The 16,060-nt window shown below is 50.7% G+C and carries 13 protein-coding genes; 3 read left to right on the plus strand and 10 right to left on the minus strand.

All coding sequences use genetic code 11. From position 1 onward, the window contains the following. Positions 1 to 130: 130 nt before the first annotated feature. From ACXYMU_RS19560 to ACXYMU_RS19605, 10 genes are all read right to left on the minus strand, one after another. Complete coding sequence (locus tag ACXYMU_RS19560; RefSeq protein WP_458988112.1) at positions 131 to 703, minus strand: inorganic diphosphatase; 573 nt, start codon at positions 701 to 703, stop codon at positions 131 to 133. Positions 704 to 761: 58 nt separating this feature from the next. Further along, the gene (pafA, locus tag ACXYMU_RS19565) at positions 762 to 2,477 is read right to left on the minus strand and encodes an alkaline phosphatase PafA (RefSeq protein ID WP_458988113.1); all 1,716 of its coding nucleotides are present in this window, start codon (positions 2,475 to 2,477) and stop codon (positions 762 to 764) included. A gap of 172 nt (positions 2,478 to 2,649) precedes the next feature. Continuing rightward, entirely contained in the window at positions 2,650 to 3,540 is an 891-nt protein-coding gene (gene atpG / locus ACXYMU_RS19570) for an ATP synthase F1 subunit gamma (protein ID WP_458988114.1), read from the minus strand. A 67-nt stretch (positions 3,541 to 3,607) separates the two neighbouring features. Then, complete coding sequence (gene atpA, locus ACXYMU_RS19575) at positions 3,608 to 5,188, minus strand: F0F1 ATP synthase subunit alpha (RefSeq protein WP_458988115.1); 1,581 nt, start codon at positions 5,186 to 5,188, stop codon at positions 3,608 to 3,610. A gap of 2 nt (positions 5,189 to 5,190) precedes the next feature. Beyond that, positions 5,191 to 5,748 (minus strand): ATP synthase F1 subunit delta, encoded by a 558-nt coding sequence (gene atpH / locus ACXYMU_RS19580; RefSeq protein ID WP_458988116.1) that lies wholly within the window; start codon positions 5,746 to 5,748, stop codon positions 5,191 to 5,193. Between the two features lie 69 nt (positions 5,749 to 5,817). Next, a complete protein-coding gene (locus ACXYMU_RS19585; protein WP_458988117.1) occupies positions 5,818 to 6,312 on the minus strand; it encodes a F0F1 ATP synthase subunit B in 495 nt (164 codons plus the stop codon). Positions 6,313 to 6,480: 168 nt separating this feature from the next. Continuing rightward, positions 6,481 to 6,738, minus strand: coding sequence for an ATP synthase F0 subunit C (atpE, locus tag ACXYMU_RS19590; protein WP_025608468.1), 258 nt, complete (start codon positions 6,736 to 6,738; stop codon positions 6,481 to 6,483). A 37-nt stretch (positions 6,739 to 6,775) separates the two neighbouring features. Further along, positions 6,776 to 7,792, minus strand: coding sequence for a F0F1 ATP synthase subunit A (gene atpB / locus ACXYMU_RS19595; RefSeq protein WP_458988118.1), 1,017 nt, complete (start codon positions 7,790 to 7,792; stop codon positions 6,776 to 6,778). A gap of 37 nt (positions 7,793 to 7,829) precedes the next feature. Continuing rightward, positions 7,830 to 8,219: a hypothetical protein gene (locus ACXYMU_RS19600; RefSeq protein WP_458988119.1), complete on the minus strand. Its 390-nt coding sequence runs from the start codon at positions 8,217 to 8,219 to the stop codon at positions 7,830 to 7,832. Positions 8,220 to 8,224: 5 nt separating this feature from the next. Next, the gene (locus tag ACXYMU_RS19605) at positions 8,225 to 8,464 is read right to left on the minus strand and encodes an AtpZ/AtpI family protein (protein WP_458988120.1); all 240 of its coding nucleotides are present in this window, start codon (positions 8,462 to 8,464) and stop codon (positions 8,225 to 8,227) included. 290 nt (positions 8,465 to 8,754) lie between these two features. Here ACXYMU_RS19605 and porW point away from each other — a divergent pair, with 290 nt between their 5' ends. The 3 genes from porW to uvrC are packed head-to-tail and all read left to right on the plus strand — an operon-like array spanning position 8,755 to position 15,863. Beyond that, positions 8,755 to 11,700 (plus strand): type IX secretion system periplasmic lipoprotein PorW/SprE, encoded by a 2,946-nt coding sequence (porW, locus tag ACXYMU_RS19610; protein ID WP_458988121.1) that lies wholly within the window; start codon positions 8,755 to 8,757, stop codon positions 11,698 to 11,700. A 4-nt stretch (positions 11,701 to 11,704) separates the two neighbouring features. Further along, positions 11,705 to 14,026 carry a penicillin-binding protein 1A gene (locus tag ACXYMU_RS19615; RefSeq protein WP_458988122.1) on the plus strand — a complete coding sequence of 774 codons (2,322 nt, stop codon included), beginning with the start codon at positions 11,705 to 11,707 and terminating at the stop codon, positions 14,024 to 14,026. Between the two features lie 10 nt (positions 14,027 to 14,036). Beyond that, positions 14,037 to 15,863: an excinuclease ABC subunit UvrC gene (gene uvrC / locus ACXYMU_RS19620; protein ID WP_458988123.1), complete on the plus strand. Its 1,827-nt coding sequence runs from the start codon at positions 14,037 to 14,039 to the stop codon at positions 15,861 to 15,863. The last annotated feature ends 197 nt before the right edge of the window (positions 15,864 to 16,060 follow it).

Raw genomic sequence — 16,060 nt, forward strand, 5'->3', positions numbered from 1 at the left:
CTACTTTATACGGGTGTACAATTTCGCAACATTCAGCCTTCAAGCAAATGATGCGTGCGGGATGCCCTAAAAACAAAAAAGCCCGGCAGAGGATTGAATCCAAGCCAGGCTTATCAGGAAAAGAAGCGAATTAAAGTGCTTTCTCTTTTTTCTCAGGTTCTCCGAAAGTAGCATTGTACAGTTCGATGCTATCCTGGATGATTTTATAGGCATGCTCGCGGCCTAAGAACTGCTCCACGATCACTTCTTTGTGCTCGAGTTTCTTGTAGTCCTCGAAGAAACGCCGCATTTCTAGCAGCGTGTGCGGTGGCAACTCAGATATATCGTTGATATGGCGTACAGACATGTCGTTGTAAGCCACGGCGATGATCTTGTCATCTTCCTCGTTATTATCGATCATCTGCATCACCCCAATCACCTTGGCATCAATCAGGCACATCGGCTGCACATCAATAGAGCAAATCACCAGGATATCCAACGGGTCTTTGTCGTCGCAGTAAGTCTGTGGGATAAAGCCGTAGTTGGCCGGGTAGTTTACAGATGAGAAAAGCACACGGTCCAGCTTCAGCATACCGCTTTCCTTATCTAACTCATATTTCGCTTTAGAGCCCTTCGGGATTTCAATAATAGCTGACAGCACTTCTGGCGCCTGCTCACCATAGCTCACGCTGTGCCATGGGTTGGTAATTTCTCTTTTCTCCATTTCGAATTAGTGTAACTGCGCCGTAGGAATTTCTCTTTGCTCTTCCGGCTTTTATTAATTATTGATTCATGTATTCTTGTAAAGGCCGCCCTACGCTTCCGTTTGGCTCCTGTAGGTATAGCCACGAGGCAATGGTGGGCGTGATGTCGGCTACTTCTGTAGGCACCGAGCTCTCGCCGGGCTTAACACGCCAGCCATACCATACCAGTGGCACATGGGTGTCGTAGTTGGAGTAGGAGCCATGGGTTGTGCCTTTTGGCTCGCGGATGTTGCCATAGCCTTCAAACCAGCCCGGCTGCAGCAACACGAGCACATCGCCGGAGCGCTGTGCATTATACCCATTCTCTACTTTCGCCATCAGGCCCTGGCTCCAGCTATTTTGCTGCAAGGTACTGGCTGTTACGGCGCGCAGCACGTTCTCGAACCGCATAACGTAAGTGGCCACACGCTGCTGCACTTCTCCCAGTTCCAGTTTCTTACTGTCGATTAGCGCCCGGTTCAGGTAAATCTGCTGGTTGGTATACTGCTCTACCCAGTTACCGTTGCCATAGCGCTCGTCGAGGTACTGCTCTACCGAGTCGCGCACCTTTGCGGAGCTGGCAACCCCAGCCGGAATATTCATTCCCATCATGTAAGAAGGCACATGGGCGGCGCCGTGGTCTGCTGTCAGGAAAAAGAGCACCTCCCCTTTTCCCACTTGTTGCTCTATTTCGTCAATCAGTTCCCCTAACTCCTGGTCCAAACGCAGAAAAACATCTTCCGCTTCAATAGAATTAGGCCCGAATTTGTGACCAACATAATCTGCGGTAGAAAAGCTAACAGCCAGGAAGTCGGTGAACTTTCCCTGCCCAAGGCCCTCCCCTTTCAGGGCAGCCAACGCAAAGTCTTTGGTGATGGTATTACCGCCCGGAACAGAGCGCAACAGCTCATAGTCCTGCTGGCGGATAGCAGGCAGGTTGTGTGGAAATACCGGCTTCTGCTCTCCTGGCAGGGTCTCTTCCCAAGGCATGTCGTCTGCAGTGCTTTCGGTATAAGCCGAGATGGGCAGCAGGGTTGTCCAGGGTTGGCTCAAGAGCTGGTCCGGGTATTTCTCATTATTGAATTCTTCTACCCACTGTGGCAGGTTGTTCCGGTAGTAAGTGCTCGTGATCCAGTTTCCGCTCGGCGAATCGAACCAGTAGGCGGCATTACCAATGTGGCCTGCCGGCAGTATGGCCCCCCGATCCTTCAGGGCAACGCCTATTACTTTAGAGCCCATGTTAGTGGCTAGACGCAGCTCGTCGGTGATGGTAGTCGTCTGCAGGTTCGCCGGCGACATCTTGCCCGCTGTAGAGCTGCTGCCAACGGTGTTCACGCTGTTATCCTCCACGCAGTATACCATCCGTGCCTCTTTACGCGCATACCAGTTATTGCCGATGATGCCGTTTAGGGCTGGTACACTGCCGGTATAAATCGAGGCGTGCCCAGGGCCGGTGTATGTCGGCACATAGCTGTATTGGGTGTTGGTGAAGTTAAAGCCTTGCTTTACCAAGCGCTTAAAGCCTTTGTCGCCATACTTATTCCAATAACGGTACAGGTAGTCATAGCGCATTTGGTCAACCACTATACCCACCACCAGCCTGGGCCTCGACAGGTCAGCGTTATACCCGGCTGGGTGAACGGCGCTACCACTCCCGGTAGATGTGGATGTGCTTGTGCAGCTACTCAACAGCAGCAGCCAAACTACTGCTGCCTGCACGAACCTACAAAAGCCAAAATCTTTAATGTATCTCATTTTTGGGTACTAGCCTATTACAAATATAACAGGCTCAGGTGAATAATAACTGCTTAAATATTGTAAAGCACCGGATTAACAATTTGATGTTACCGGTTTTCAGGCATAGCCACCAAAAAAAAGCAGCGCCCATTTTATGGATGGGCGCTGCTTTTCGGATGTATTGTGCGTATTATTTTGCTGCCAGCGCCTCTGCTCCTCCTACAATCTCGAGGATTTCGGTGGTAATGGCGGCCTGACGCGTTCTGTTGTACGTCAGCTTCAACTGTTTCAGTAGCTCGCCAGCGTTTTCAGTCGCTTTGTCCATGGCGGTCATACGGGCACCGTGCTCCGAGGCATTCGATTCCAACACAGCTTTATATACCTGTATCTTCAGCGATTTCGGGATCAGTTCCTCAATGATCTGCTCCTTAGACGGCTCGAAGGTATAATCCACCAGCAGAGCGGCGGCATCAGCCTCCATCTCCGGCTTTTCTTCTATCGGCAGAAACTGCTCCTGGCGCACTACCTGCGTAGCTACGTTCTTGAACTCGTTGTACACGATATCCACCTTGTCAAACTCACGCGCCACAAAACCATCCATGGCACGCTCAGCGGCAACACGTACGGTATCAAACGACATTGCGCCAAAGATGCCCGTGTAGTCGTCAATCACAGTCATGCCCTTTTTCTTAAAGGCCTCCATACCTTTGCGTCCGATGGCAAGAATGGTCACGTTGCCGCTAGCTAGCTGGCTGCTGTACTTTTCGTTGATCAGAGCAGTAACGCCTTTGATCACATTTGAGTTGAAAGCACCCGCCAGGCCTCTGTCGGAGGTAATGGCAATGATCAGCACCCTGTTTATATCCCGCTTCTCAGCATAGACATTATCCACGGCTCCCTCCGTCAACGACGACAGGTTAGTGAGGATACCGCTCAGGCGCTGGGCATAAGGGCGCATGCGCAGGATGTTGTCCTGAGCGCGTCTTAGCTTGGCAGCGGCAACCATTTTCATGGCCTTTGTTATCTGCTGTGTCGAAGATACCGATGTGATCCGGCTTCTAACTTCTTTTAAACTTGCCATATGGTGGTAATAAACATAAAGTCAGAGGACAAGGGTATGTCCCCTCACCTCTGACTTCTGATTATGACTATTTTCTATATTTCGCGGATAACTCCTTTGCAACCTGCTTCAGCGTAGCGATAATCTGGTCATCCAGTTTACCGGCTCTCAGTCCGTTCAGGGTGTCCGCGTGCTGGGCACGCAGGGTACGCAGGTAATCCTTCTCAAATGCTCTTACTTCAGAAACCGGAACATCGTCCAACAAACCGTTTGTGGCACAGTAGATCATGGCAACCTGCTCTTCTACAGCCACTGGCGAGAATTGCGCTTGCTTCAGGATTTCCAGGTTACGACGGCCACGCTCGATCGTCAGTTTGGTAGAAGCATCCAGGTCAGAACCGAACTTGGCAAAAGCCTCCAGTTCGCGGAACTGCGCCTGATCCAACTTCAAGGTACCTGCTACTTTCTTCATCGACTTGATCTGAGCAGAACCACCCACACGAGATACCGAGATACCTACGTTAATGGCCGGGCGGATACCTGCGTTAAACAGGTTCGTCTCCAGGAAGATCTGACCGTCTGTGATAGAGATCACGTTCGTTGGGATGTATGCGGATACGTCACCAGCCTGCGTCTCGATGATCGGAAGGGCTGTTAACGAACCACCACCTTTCACTAAGTGACGGATAGAATCCGGCAGGTCGTTCATGTTCTGAGCGATCTCATCGGAGTTGTTGATCTTGGCGGCACGCTCCAGTAAACGAGAGTGCAGGTAGAACACGTCTCCTGGGTATGCCTCGCGCCCTGGTGGGCGACGCAGCAGAAGCGACACTTCGCGGTAGGCAACAGCCTGCTTCGAAAGGTCATCATATACTACTAATGCAGGGCGGCCGGTATCACGGAAGAACTCCCCGATGGCAGCACCTGTAAATGGCGCAAAGAACTGCATTGGTGCAGGGTCAGCAGCAGAAGCCGCCACCACTACCGTATACTCCATGGCACCACCCTCTGTCAGGGCCTTTACCACCTGGGCAACCGTCGAAGCCTTCTGGCCAATGGCTACATATATACAGAAAACAGGCTCGCCTCTGTCGAAGAACTCACGCTGGTTCAGGATGGTGTCGATTGCCACGGCAGTCTTACCTGTCTGGCGGTCACCGATGATCAGCTCACGCTGGCCACGGCCAATCGGAATCATGGAGTCAATCGCCTTGATACCTGTCTGCATCGGCTCGTTAACCGGCTGGCGGAAGATAACGCCTGGGGCCTTGCGCTCCAATGGCATCTCATATAACTCACCAGCAACTGGGCCTTTACCGTCAATCGGCAGACCGAGTGTGTTTACTACACGTCCGATGATACCGTCACCTACTTTAATAGAGGCGATTCGGCTTGTTCTTTTAACGGTAGCGCCTTCTTTAATCTCGCTATAGTCGCCAAGTAATACGGCACCTACATTGTCCTCCTCCAGGTTAAGAACCATTGCCTGAAGTCCGTTTTCAAATTCTAAGAGCTCACCAGACTGTGCTTTGGAAAGGCCATAGATACGAGCGACACCGTCACCCACTTGCAGCACAGTGCCTACTTCTTCCAGCTCTGCCTCAGAACGGAAGTTTGACAGCTGTTCTCTTAATATGGCTGATACTTCATCAGGTCTTACTTCTGCCATGATTATAGTTTATTGATATAGGGATTGTCTTTAAAATCATTTTTCAGCTTGCGAAGACTGTTCTTCACAGAGCTGTCTATTTGCTTGTCGCCAACGCGCAACACAAAACCACCGATCAACGACGGGTCAATCAGCTCTGTCATGTGGATGGTCTTGCCTGTTTCGGCGGCCAGCTGCTTGCCTAAGGCATCGCGCTGTGCTGTAGCAAGCGGCATTGCGCTTGTCACCGTTACCTGCTGGATGCCTTTCTGCTCGTCGTACTGTTTCTCGAACTCAGAGGCGATACTCGGCAACGCCGCCTCACGGCCTTTCTTCGCTACGATGGTAAAGAACATCGACGTCAGTTGCTGCACTTTGCCTGCGAAGATCTGCGTGATCACGGCCAGTTTCTTGTCCGACTTTATGATCGGGTTTGTGAGCAACAGATGGAAATCTCTGTTTTGAGAAACGACTTTGGAAAACAGCAGCATGTCCTGGTGCACCTGCTCTAGAATTCCTTTTTCGTTCGCCAGTTCAATCAGTGACTTCGCATACCTGGAAGCAACTCTAATATCTGACATGGTTATATCGTTAATGAAGCCTGCACTAAAATTTCACTTCAAGCAGCAGGCTGTCAATTAATGTTCTGTTTAGGTAAGTGTTACTTCACGCATGTAATTCTGCGCCAGCGCCTCTTGAGCCTTCGGGTCGCTCAGCTCTCTTCGCAGGATACGCTCAGCGATCTCGATCGACAAGGTAGCAGCCTGGTTCTTAACTTCCGTCAGGGCAGCACGCTTTTCGTTTTCGATGGCTTCGCGGGCAATGGCAATCATGCGGTTGCCCTCCTCGTTGGCTTTCTCACGCGCAGTTTCAACTAAACCATTCGCAGCATCACTCGCCTCTTTCAGGATTTTGTCGCGTTCTAAACGCGCCTCGGCCAAAAGCTTCTCGTTGTCGGCTTTAAGGGCCTGCATTTCCAATTTGGCTTTTTCGGCAGCACTCAGCGCGTTCTCAATTGAAGACTCCCGCTCATGCAGGGCATTCATGATAGGCTTCCAGGCAAACTTGCCGAGCAGGAACAGCACAATCAGGAACGTGACCGTCTGCCAGAAAATCAAACCTATACCAGGAGTTACTAATTCCATTGTTTATGAAAGTTGAATATTAAGTTACTTTTAAATGGCTGCCGCTACTGGGCAGCCCTCTTAACTATAAAACTATGTCTTTAAAAAGACCTCAACGTCTGGGCCATACGCCCAGACGAGAGATCAAATGCAAAAGCTCTTTTGCCGGTTTAGCTTACTAGAAGCTAATTAAGCAATAGCGATCAGAAGACATACTACTACACCGAAAAGGGTTACACCCTCGATAAGTGCAGAAGAAATGATCATGGCAGTCTGGATTTTGCCACCAGCCTCAGGCTGACGAGCAATAGATTCCATAGCTGAACCACCGATGCGGCCGATACCAAGACCAGCGCCCAGGGCAACTAGACCTGCACCAATACCGGCACCCATGATACCAAGACCAGCGCCTTCAGAAACAGCTTGAAGCAAGATTGCTAACAACATAGTTATAGAAATATATAGTTAAAAATAAAATTCAGTCTTAATGATGATCCTCCGCGTGATCGTGTTCTTCTACTGCGCCACCGAAGTACATGGCAGAAAGCAGGGTAAAGATGTATGCCTGCAGCAACGCCACAAACAACTCTAGGAAGTTCATAAAAGTTGCAAACGCCACACTAAGCGGACCAACTGCCAGGCTTTTAAAGATAAAGATCAGGGAGAACAATGAAAGGATGATAATGTGACCTGCCGTGATGTTGGCAAAAAGTCGAACCATCAGTGAGAATGGCTTTGTCAGGATACCGATCAGTTCAACAGGAATCATGATCGGGGCCAGCCAGGTTGGCACACCCGGTGTAGCGAAAATATGCTTCCAGTAACTTTTATTGCCACTAAACACCGTGATAAGCAGCGTAATCAGGGCCAGGATAAGCGTAACAGCGATGTTACCTGTCAGGTTAGCACCGCCCGGCATCAGGCCAAGCAAGTTGTTGAACCAGATAAAAAAGAACACAGTCAGCAGGTAGGGCATGTAGCGCTCATACCTCGGGCCGATGTTAGCCTTCGCAATCTCGTCCCGAATAAAGATGATGATCGGCTCAAAGAAAGACTGAACACCACGCGGGGCGCTCTTAGGGTTGTTTTTGTAACGGGCAGCTATAATGAAGAACACGATAAACAGCAGGGCCACACTAACAAACATAGAGGCTACGTTCTTTGTAATGGAGAAATCATACAAGCCTGCTTGATCTTCCAGTGGTTCGCCTGCGGCATTTACACGCACAATGTGCCCGTGTGCCAAGGCATAGCCATTATAATGAACAGTCTCGTGGTTTTCGCTATAGAAATTGTGTGAGGAGAAAACTTCTACTGCGCCGTTGTCTACTAAAATCACAGGTAAGTAAAGCACTACCCCATCAGCAAAATGCCAGCTATAGTCATCGGCAATGTGGTGCGTGATCATGTCACCGGGCCTGAACTCCCCTTCTTCAACTGGTGCATTGGCAAACGCTGTCAGCGTCAGGAAAGAAAACAATAGAACGAATAACCTCTTCATTGAGAATGTTTTAAAAGCAAAATTAAATCAGCAGAACCTACCGCTGCTCCTGCCTTTTCAAATTGGGCCGCAAGTTAGCCAACAAACTGTAAATTTCAAACCCGGTAAACAGGAAATATAAAGCAAAGAAATTGAAAACGAACGTTAAGCGCCCTTCCTTGTAGAAGTAAGCATAGAGCGCTATGACCCCAAGGCTTAATACCATCCGGAAACCCATTGAGGCAAAGTAGTATACCTGAAAGTTGTCAGGATCATTCTTGGCGCCCATCTGGGTGAGGTAATAGGTGAAGCCCGTGATGAAAATAAAGAAGAGCAGGGTATACCAAATGAACGGGTGCACTAGCGCATGGCCGGTAAACTGCAGCAACACCCCAATAATCACACAAAGTAGGCCCGTGAGTATGGCCAGGTTTCTGAAGAAAATCACGCAGCTTATTTTTTGTTCAAGGATAATATTGTCAGGAGCATAGTACCCATCACCGCCACTAGCAGCAGCCCAATTGTAAACCAGGGCTTTTCGTTGCCCACATAGGCATCCAGTTTCCGGCCAGCGAAGGCTGCGATAACCAGTGCGCCAATCATCTGGAAAGCCATACCAGAGTACTTTACATAAGGCTTTATACTGTCTTGGCGCCGCTGCTCCGGCTTTTTCTGTTCGGGTTTCTCTTCCATGGCTTTCGGGCTTTCACAAAGATACGCTTTTAGCAGTGCACAAAAGGGCAGCTGGGTTAAAAAGGCGCCTTCGCAGAAAGAGCGGCTCCGCCTGAAACCATTTGGAATTTTGTATAGTTCAATAGCAGGCTGCAAAACAGGCAAAGCTTAAGTATTGGCTTATTCTTGTATTTTTGTGAGAGAGGCATTGCTTATCAGGCAAATGCCGCTGCCTGCCATACTGAAAGCGGCTTATGCAACGTTTACACATATATAATATAGTGCTCCGACACCCTGCACCTCTTTATACTTTGAACAGAAAAACACTGCACCTACTGATTCTGCTGGCGGGCGTGCTGCTGGGCTCCTGCTCTACGGAGCGGAACAACCCCTTAAGCAAGACTTACCACAATACTTCAGCCCGCTACAACGGCTATTTTCTGGCCAGGGAGAAGATGCGCCTCGTCGAGGATGGCCTGCAGCAGCAAATGCAGTACGACTACAACCAGGTCCTCCCCATCTACCCCATGATCGACTCTACTACGGCGAAGGCTTTTGAGGCAGACCTGGAGGATGTGAAAAAGAAAGCCTCCCACCCGATTCAGTACCACAACAACAGCCGGTGGATCGACAATAGCTACATCCAAATAGGCAAGGCAAACTATTACCAGCTGAATTTTGCCGAGGCTGTGCGCACCTTTAAGTATGTGAATGCCACCAGCAAAGATGCCGAAGACCGCCACGAGGCCTTGGTATGGCTAATGCGCGCCTTCATGCAGCTAGACGAGATGGACAATGCGCTGCAGGTATCGGAGTTTTTGCGCAAAGAGCGCCTGAACAAGGAAAACGCCCGCGAGCTCTACCTGGCTCGCGCCCATTATTACCTGCAACAGCCCGATACTGCCGCTGCCATCCAAAACCTGGAACTCTCCCTCCCTAACTTTGAGGATAAGGATGCACAGTCGCGGATGCGCTATACCCTGGCACAACTCTATCGCCATACCGGTCAAGACAAGAAAGCATACCAGCAGTATACCAAGATTCTGCGCCGCAACCCACCTTACGACCTCGGCTTTTTCAGCCGTTTGAACCTTGGGCAGGTGTCTGAGCTTTCGGACGAGCAGGACATCGAGCGCATTGCCTCTTACTACCAGAAAATGCTGAAGGACGAGAAGAACCTGGAATACCGTAACAGGATTTTCTATGAGATGGCCCAGTTTGAGCTGAGGCAGCAGAACTTCGACAAGGCACTGGGGCTGTTAGAGCAATCACTGAAAACAACAGGCTCGTTGCCGAACCAAAAAGCCTATGGCTATGTACTGGCCGGCGAGATCTATTTTGACAAACTGTATAAGTACGAACTTGCCGCCGCTTACTATGACAGTGCCATGCAGGTATACCCGCAGCGGGCCCCGGAATACGAGGCGGTGGCTGAGCGTCGTGATATCCTTGCGGACTTTGCTAAGCAGTATACCACCATTCAAACCCAGGACAGCTTGCAACGCATCGGGCGGATGAGCGAAGCTGAACGGTTGGCTTTTGTGAAGAAATTGGTGGAGCGGGAAGAAGAGCTGAAGCAGCAGGAAATTGTTCGCCAACAGGAACTACAGCGCAAAGAAACGCAGGCAAGCAGCAGTGGCCGCAACAACCGTCGCAGCCAAAACGGAGATGCCTTTGGCACCCCTACCTCGGCAGGGGGCGTATGGTATTTTGATAACCCCACGGCTATGGCTTCGGCGAGGGCCGAGTTTGTGCGCCGCTGGGGAGACCGGCCTTTGCAGGATTTCTGGCGTTACCGCACCCGTGGCGAGGCCAACCCCAATGCCGCCGATATAGCCCGTGCCCCTGAACCCGCCGTTGTAGAGAACCAGCTGTCTGCAGAAGAACGGTCTTCTGCCCAGGTGCAATCATACCTCCAGAACATTCCCCTGACTACCGCAGCCCTACAGCGCTCCGACAAGCAGGTAGAGGAAGCCCTCTTCCGGTTGGCTAATATATATGCGCAAAACCTGAACGACACCGCCCGTGCAGAACAGACTTACCTTAAGCTGCTGGAGCGATTCCCGAAATCGGAGCATACCGCAGAGGTATACTATAGTCTATACCTATTGTATGGCAAATCCGGCAACCTGGCGCAGCAGCAGGCATATTATAACAAGGTGAAGAAAGAGTTTCCGCATACCACGTATGCCCGGTTGCTCGATGACTCTGATTTCTTGTCTAAAAATGCGGCTGACAACCTGCGGGCACAGGCATTGTATGATTCGGCCTATAGCTTTTACGATGCCCAGGAATACCAGAAAGCCACCAGGATATTACACCAGGTCATAAGCCAATATCCGCTCAACGACTTCAAAGACAAAGTGTCGTTTCTGGAGGCGATGCTGACCGCCCGAACAGAGAAACCGCAATTGCTGCGCCGGCAATTAGAGCAGTTCAGGAAAAACTTTCCGGGAAGTCCACTGGTGCCGCAGGCGGATCAACTGCTTGCCACTTACACGGAACTGGAACAGAAAAACCAGCTTCGCCAGGACGCCCCACCTGCTCCTACTCTTCGAAAGGCCGCTGCCAGGACGACCGTTACGCCAGAGCAAAAAGTCAGTAGGGAGATGGCAATGGCCACAGCATCCATAAAGAAGGCGCAGCCAGCGCAACCTGTTGCTGCAGCCATACCACAGCCTGCTAAGCCGCAGCAGGAGACAAAACCGAAACAGGAGGAAACCCCACAAGCTGAACCTGAAACAGTAACGGCTGCTAAGACTGATAATACAGCTCCTGAAAACACTCTTCCTGCAACCAATTCAAAAGATCAGCCTGCAGCTGCAGCTGCATCGCCGGCGACAGCTCCTGCTCAGGCGGCGGCAGAGCCTGCAACGCCTGCAGCCAACTCTTTGGCTTTTGATGCGACTGCCGATACGGCCTTTTATTTTGTGCTGATCTACCCTTCCGAAGCGGAGGCGTTTAAAGACGTGGTGCCCAGGTATGAGAAGTATAACAACACCTATTATAAGCGAGAGAACCTGGCCATTGATTCTGTGGCTTTTGCACCGGGCAAAACCATGCTGCGCATGCACGCCTTCACAGACCCGAAGCAGGCGCTCTCCTTCAACATCAAACAAAAAGCACCGCAAGCCCCGGTAGGCAGAATTAGAGGCGTAGATTTCACTACCTTTGTCATCTCGTCGGCCAACTACCAGAAGCTCTTGCAAAACAAAGACCTGGAGGCCTACCTGACCTTCTTCAAAAACAACTATTAAGTACATGGCTACGCGTCAAAAAGCACCTGCACCCTCTACCAACAACAAGGTATATGCGAAAGTGATCACCGCACTTTGGCTGTTCTTTGTGGGCGGACTCGCGTTTATCATCCTGTATCTGTACGCTGTTAGCATCAACTTCCTGAATCTGTTTGGGGAGCTGCCCAACCTGCGTGCCCTGGAAAACCCTAAAAGCGAGCTCGCCTCCGAGATATACTCTGCCGACAACGAACGGCTCGGCAGCTATTTCCGCGAAAACAGAACCCCGGTTGAGTATGAGGATCTGCCCGACAACCTGATCAATGCCTTGGTGGCAACCGAGGACATCCGTTTTGAGGAGCACTCTGGTATAGACCCTGAGGCCATGGTGCGTGTGGCAGCGGCCTTAGCAACCGGCCGTACAAAAGGCGGCGGCAGTACCCTGACGCAGCAGGTGGCAAAAAACCTGTTCAGAACACGTAGTGAGGAATTAAACAACGGCCTCCTGAACGATGTGCCGGGCCTGCGCACGCTGATCCATAAAACCAAGGAGTGGCTAATGGCTGTAAAGCTGGAGCAGTCCTATACCAAGCGCGAGATTCTGGTCATGTACCTCAACATCTTCGAGTTTGGCAGCAACGCCTTTGGTATAGAGTCGGCTTCAAAGACTTTCTTCAACAAGCGGCCTAAGAACCTGGAGGTGCAGGAGTCGGCGGTGCTGGTGGGTCTCTTTAAAAACCCAACCTATTATAGCCCGCGCTTTAACCCCGAGAACGCCAAACACCGACGCAACGTAGTGCTCTCGCAAATGGTGAAGTATGGTTTCTTGGAGCAGGCCGAGTACGACAAGCTCAAAGAGAAAGACATTCAGCTTGACTACAAAGTGGAGAATCAGAATGTAGGTATGGCTCCTTATTTCAGAACGGTGGCCAGCAACTTCCTGCGCCAGTGGTGCCGTGAGAACGGGTATGACCTGTACGGCGACGGCTTGAAGATTTACACCACCATCGACTCCCGCATGCAAAAGTATGCCGAGCAGGCAGTGGCTGAGCACATGAAAGACCGCCAACAGGCTTTCTATGAGCATTGGAAAGGCCGCAACCCGTGGGTAGACCAATCCAACCAGGAGATCAAGAACTTTGCGCAGCAGGCCATCAAGCGCACCTCGCGTTACCGCAGCCTGAAGCAGCAGTTCGAGGACAACGAGGATTCCATTAACTACTACCTCAACAAAAAAATTCCGATGACCATTTTTAACTGGGATGGGGAGAAAGAGGTGATGATGAGCCCGCTTGACTCGCTGAAGCATTACAAGAAGTTCCTGCAGACTGGCTTCATGGCCATGGAACCGCAGACAGGCCACATCAAGGCTTGGGTGGGCGGCATCAACTACAAGCACTTTAAGTACGACCACGTGAAGCAGGGCTCACGCCAGCCGGGCTCTACGTTCAAGCCCTTCCTTTATACCGCAGCTATCGAGAATGGCTATTACCCATGCTATGAGGTGATTGACACAGAGGTATGCGTGCCCCTGCCTGACGGCACCATGTGGTGCCCTGACAATGCCGACAACAAGTACAGCGGCGAGAAGTATACCCTGCGAAAGGCCCTTGCCGAGTCTGTTAACTCTATCTCCGCTTTCCTGGTGAACAAGCTGGGAGCCGAAACACTGGTAAAAACAGCACGCCGCCTGGGCATCACTACTCCGCTCGATCCGACTCCTTCGCTGGCTTTGGGCACAAGTGATGTGTCGCTTTACGACATGGTGGGTGCTTATGGAACTTTTGTAAACGGCGGCACCTGGGTGGAGCCGAACTATATCACCCGCATCGAGGACAAGCACGGCAACCTGATCTATGAGCATCACCCGGAGAGCAGAGAGGCGCTGAGCGAGGAAACAGCTTACATGATGGTGCACATGCTACAGGCCGCCGCCGAGCCAGGCGGTACCGCCTACTACGGGCTTCGCTACCGCAACGGACTGAAAAATCCGATTGGGGCTAAAACAGGTACAACACAAAACTATTCTGATGCCTGGTTTATGGGCGTAACGCCTACCCTGGTGTGCGGTACCTGGGTGGGTGGCGAAGACCGATCCATTCACTTCCGGACCATGCGCGAAGGACAAGGTGGCCGGTTGGCGATGCCTATCTATGGCGCTTTTATGCAGAAAGTGTATCAGGATAAATCATTGGATGTGTCGAAAGACGCTTTCCCTAAACCTTTAACGCCTTTATCGGTAGAATTAGACTGTTCTAAATACAATCAGGCTATCAAACCAGATTCGTCTCAGCAAGACGAGTTCCTGAACCTGCCTACGGAGATTGATTTAGACGCAGATTTCTAAGCACGATGTTATGCCTGCAAACGAGCACCTGAAGGAGAAAATTTCGCATTTGCCGCACAAACCCGGCATCTATAAGTTTTTCGATGACAAAGGCATCATCTACGTAGGCAAGGCTGTTGATATCCGGAAGCGGGTCTCCTCTTACTTCAATCGCTCCTCGCAGCACAATAAGAAGACGCTTAAACTCGTGTCGCAGATAAAAGACATCGAGTTTACGATTGTGGACACCGAGGCTGACGCCTTCCTGCTGGAGAACAACCTGATCAAGCAGTATCAGCCGAAGTACAATATCCTGCTGAAAGACGGGAAAACATACCCTTACATCTGTATTATCAACGAGCGCTTTCCACGCGTTTTTACCACCCGCAACAAGCTAAACGACGGGTCGCGGTATTTTGGCCCATACCCCAGTGGCACGGCCATGTATGTTGTCCTGGATCTGATCCGGACTTTATACCCGTTGCGCACCTGTACTTATAACCTCTCTCCCGAGAACATTGCGGCAGGGAAGTTCAAGGTGTGCCTGGAGTATCATATCGGCAACTGCAAAGGCCCTTGCGAAGGACTGGTGGAGGAAAGCGAGTATAACGCCAACATCTCCCAGATCCGCAATATCCTATCGGGTAACTTATCGGTGGCTAAAAACTACTTCAAGGACAAGATGGCCGCCGCCGCCGCTGATTATCAGTTTGAGCTAGCGCACCAGTTCAAGCAAAAGCTGGATATGCTGGATGACTTTCAAGCAAAGTCTACGGTCGTATCAAATACGCTCACCAATATCGACGTCTTTACGATTACAAGCAACGAGGAATGCGCTTTCATTAACTACCTGAAAGTGATGAACGGTTCTATCATCCTCACGCAGTCCCTGGAAATCCAGAAAAAACTAGATGAGGCGGATGCCGACATATTGGCTTCGGTGGTGGTGCAGTTGCGCCAGGAGTTCGAGAGTACTTCCCGGGAGGTTATCTCAAACATTGAGCTGACGCTGCCTTTGGATAACATTATCATCACTTACCCGCAAATCGGGGACAAGAAAAAGCTGCTGAGCCTGTCGCTGAAAAATGCCCTGTACCTGCGCAAAGAGCGGGAAGGCCGCCAGGAAAAGAACAAGGACCTGAACGAAAAGCGGGAACTGCGCGTGCTGGAAACCATGAAAAAGGACCTGCGCTTAACCGAGCTGCCCCGCCAGATCGAGTGTTTCGACAATTCTAACTTTCAGGGTGATAATCCGGTTGCCTCGATGGTATGCTTCAAGAACGGCAAGCCGAGCAAAAAGGACTACCGGCACTTTAACATCAAAACAGTAATTGGCTCTAATGACTTCGAGTCGATGTATGAGATCGTGACGCGCCGCTATACGCGCCTCCTGAACGAAAACCAGCCCCTGCCACAACTTATTATAATCGATGGGGGCAAGGGGCAGCTCAGCATGGCGGTGAAAGCACTCCGGGAACTTGACTTGTATGGCAAAATTGCTGTGGTAGGTATAGCCAAGCGGCTCGAGGAGATTTTTTACCCCGGGGACTCTTTGCCGCTTTACATCGACAAAAAGTCAGAGTCTCTTAAACTGATTCAGCGGTTGCGCAACGAGGCGCACCGTTTTGCCATTACCTTCCATCGTAGCAAGCGCGATGCGGGTACACTCAAGACTGAGCTGACGGAAGTGAGAGGCTTAGGCCCTAAAACAGCCGAGGCCTTGCTTAGCAAGTATAAATCCGTTAAGAAGCTTCGAGAGTTGAGCCAGGAGGAACTGGCACATGACATCGGCAAAGCGAAGGCCACGGTGTTATACAACTACTTCCACCATTCAAGCCCGCAGGATACTACCGCTTAGCAGGAACCAATTATTAGCATTCACACCCAAAGAAAAAGGGAGCCATACTGCAGTATGACTCCCTTTTTCTTTATAATGTCCCGTCCTGAAATAGGTTGACACTAAACACAACCTTATATGGAAAAAGGGGAAGAGAAAAAAAGCAAGCGTACTCAGTGCGACTATACCCTGGGCTTTAAGTTAGCTGTAGTAGCCCA

It is taken from the genome of Pontibacter sp. CAU 1760, assembly GCF_054482735.1.

Coding starts and splice junctions, on each gene's coding strand:
- ACXYMU_RS19560 (WP_458988112.1), bottom strand. CDS start 703: ATGGAGAAAAGAGAAATTACCAACCCATGGCACAGCGTGAGCTATGGT.
- pafA (WP_458988113.1), bottom strand. CDS start 2,477: ATGAGATACATTAAAGATTTTGGCTTTTGTAGGTTCGTGCAGGCAGCA.
- atpG (WP_458988114.1), bottom strand. CDS start 3,540: ATGGCAAGTTTAAAAGAAGTTAGAAGCCGGATCACATCGGTATCTTCG.
- atpA (WP_458988115.1), bottom strand. CDS start 5,188: ATGGCAGAAGTAAGACCTGATGAAGTATCAGCCATATTAAGAGAACAG.
- atpH (WP_458988116.1), bottom strand. CDS start 5,748: ATGTCAGATATTAGAGTTGCTTCCAGGTATGCGAAGTCACTGATTGAA.
- ACXYMU_RS19585 (WP_458988117.1), bottom strand. CDS start 6,312: ATGGAATTAGTAACTCCTGGTATAGGTTTGATTTTCTGGCAGACGGTC.
- atpE (WP_025608468.1), bottom strand. CDS start 6,738: ATGTTGTTAGCAATCTTGCTTCAAGCTGTTTCTGAAGGCGCTGGTCTT.
- atpB (WP_458988118.1), bottom strand. CDS start 7,792: ATGAAGAGGTTATTCGTTCTATTGTTTTCTTTCCTGACGCTGACAGCG.
- ACXYMU_RS19605 (WP_458988120.1), bottom strand. CDS start 8,464: ATGGAAGAGAAACCCGAACAGAAAAAGCCGGAGCAGCGGCGCCAAGAC.
- ACXYMU_RS19615 (WP_458988122.1), top strand. CDS start 11,705: ATGGCTACGCGTCAAAAAGCACCTGCACCCTCTACCAACAACAAGGTA.
- uvrC (WP_458988123.1), top strand. CDS start 14,037: ATGCCTGCAAACGAGCACCTGAAGGAGAAAATTTCGCATTTGCCGCAC.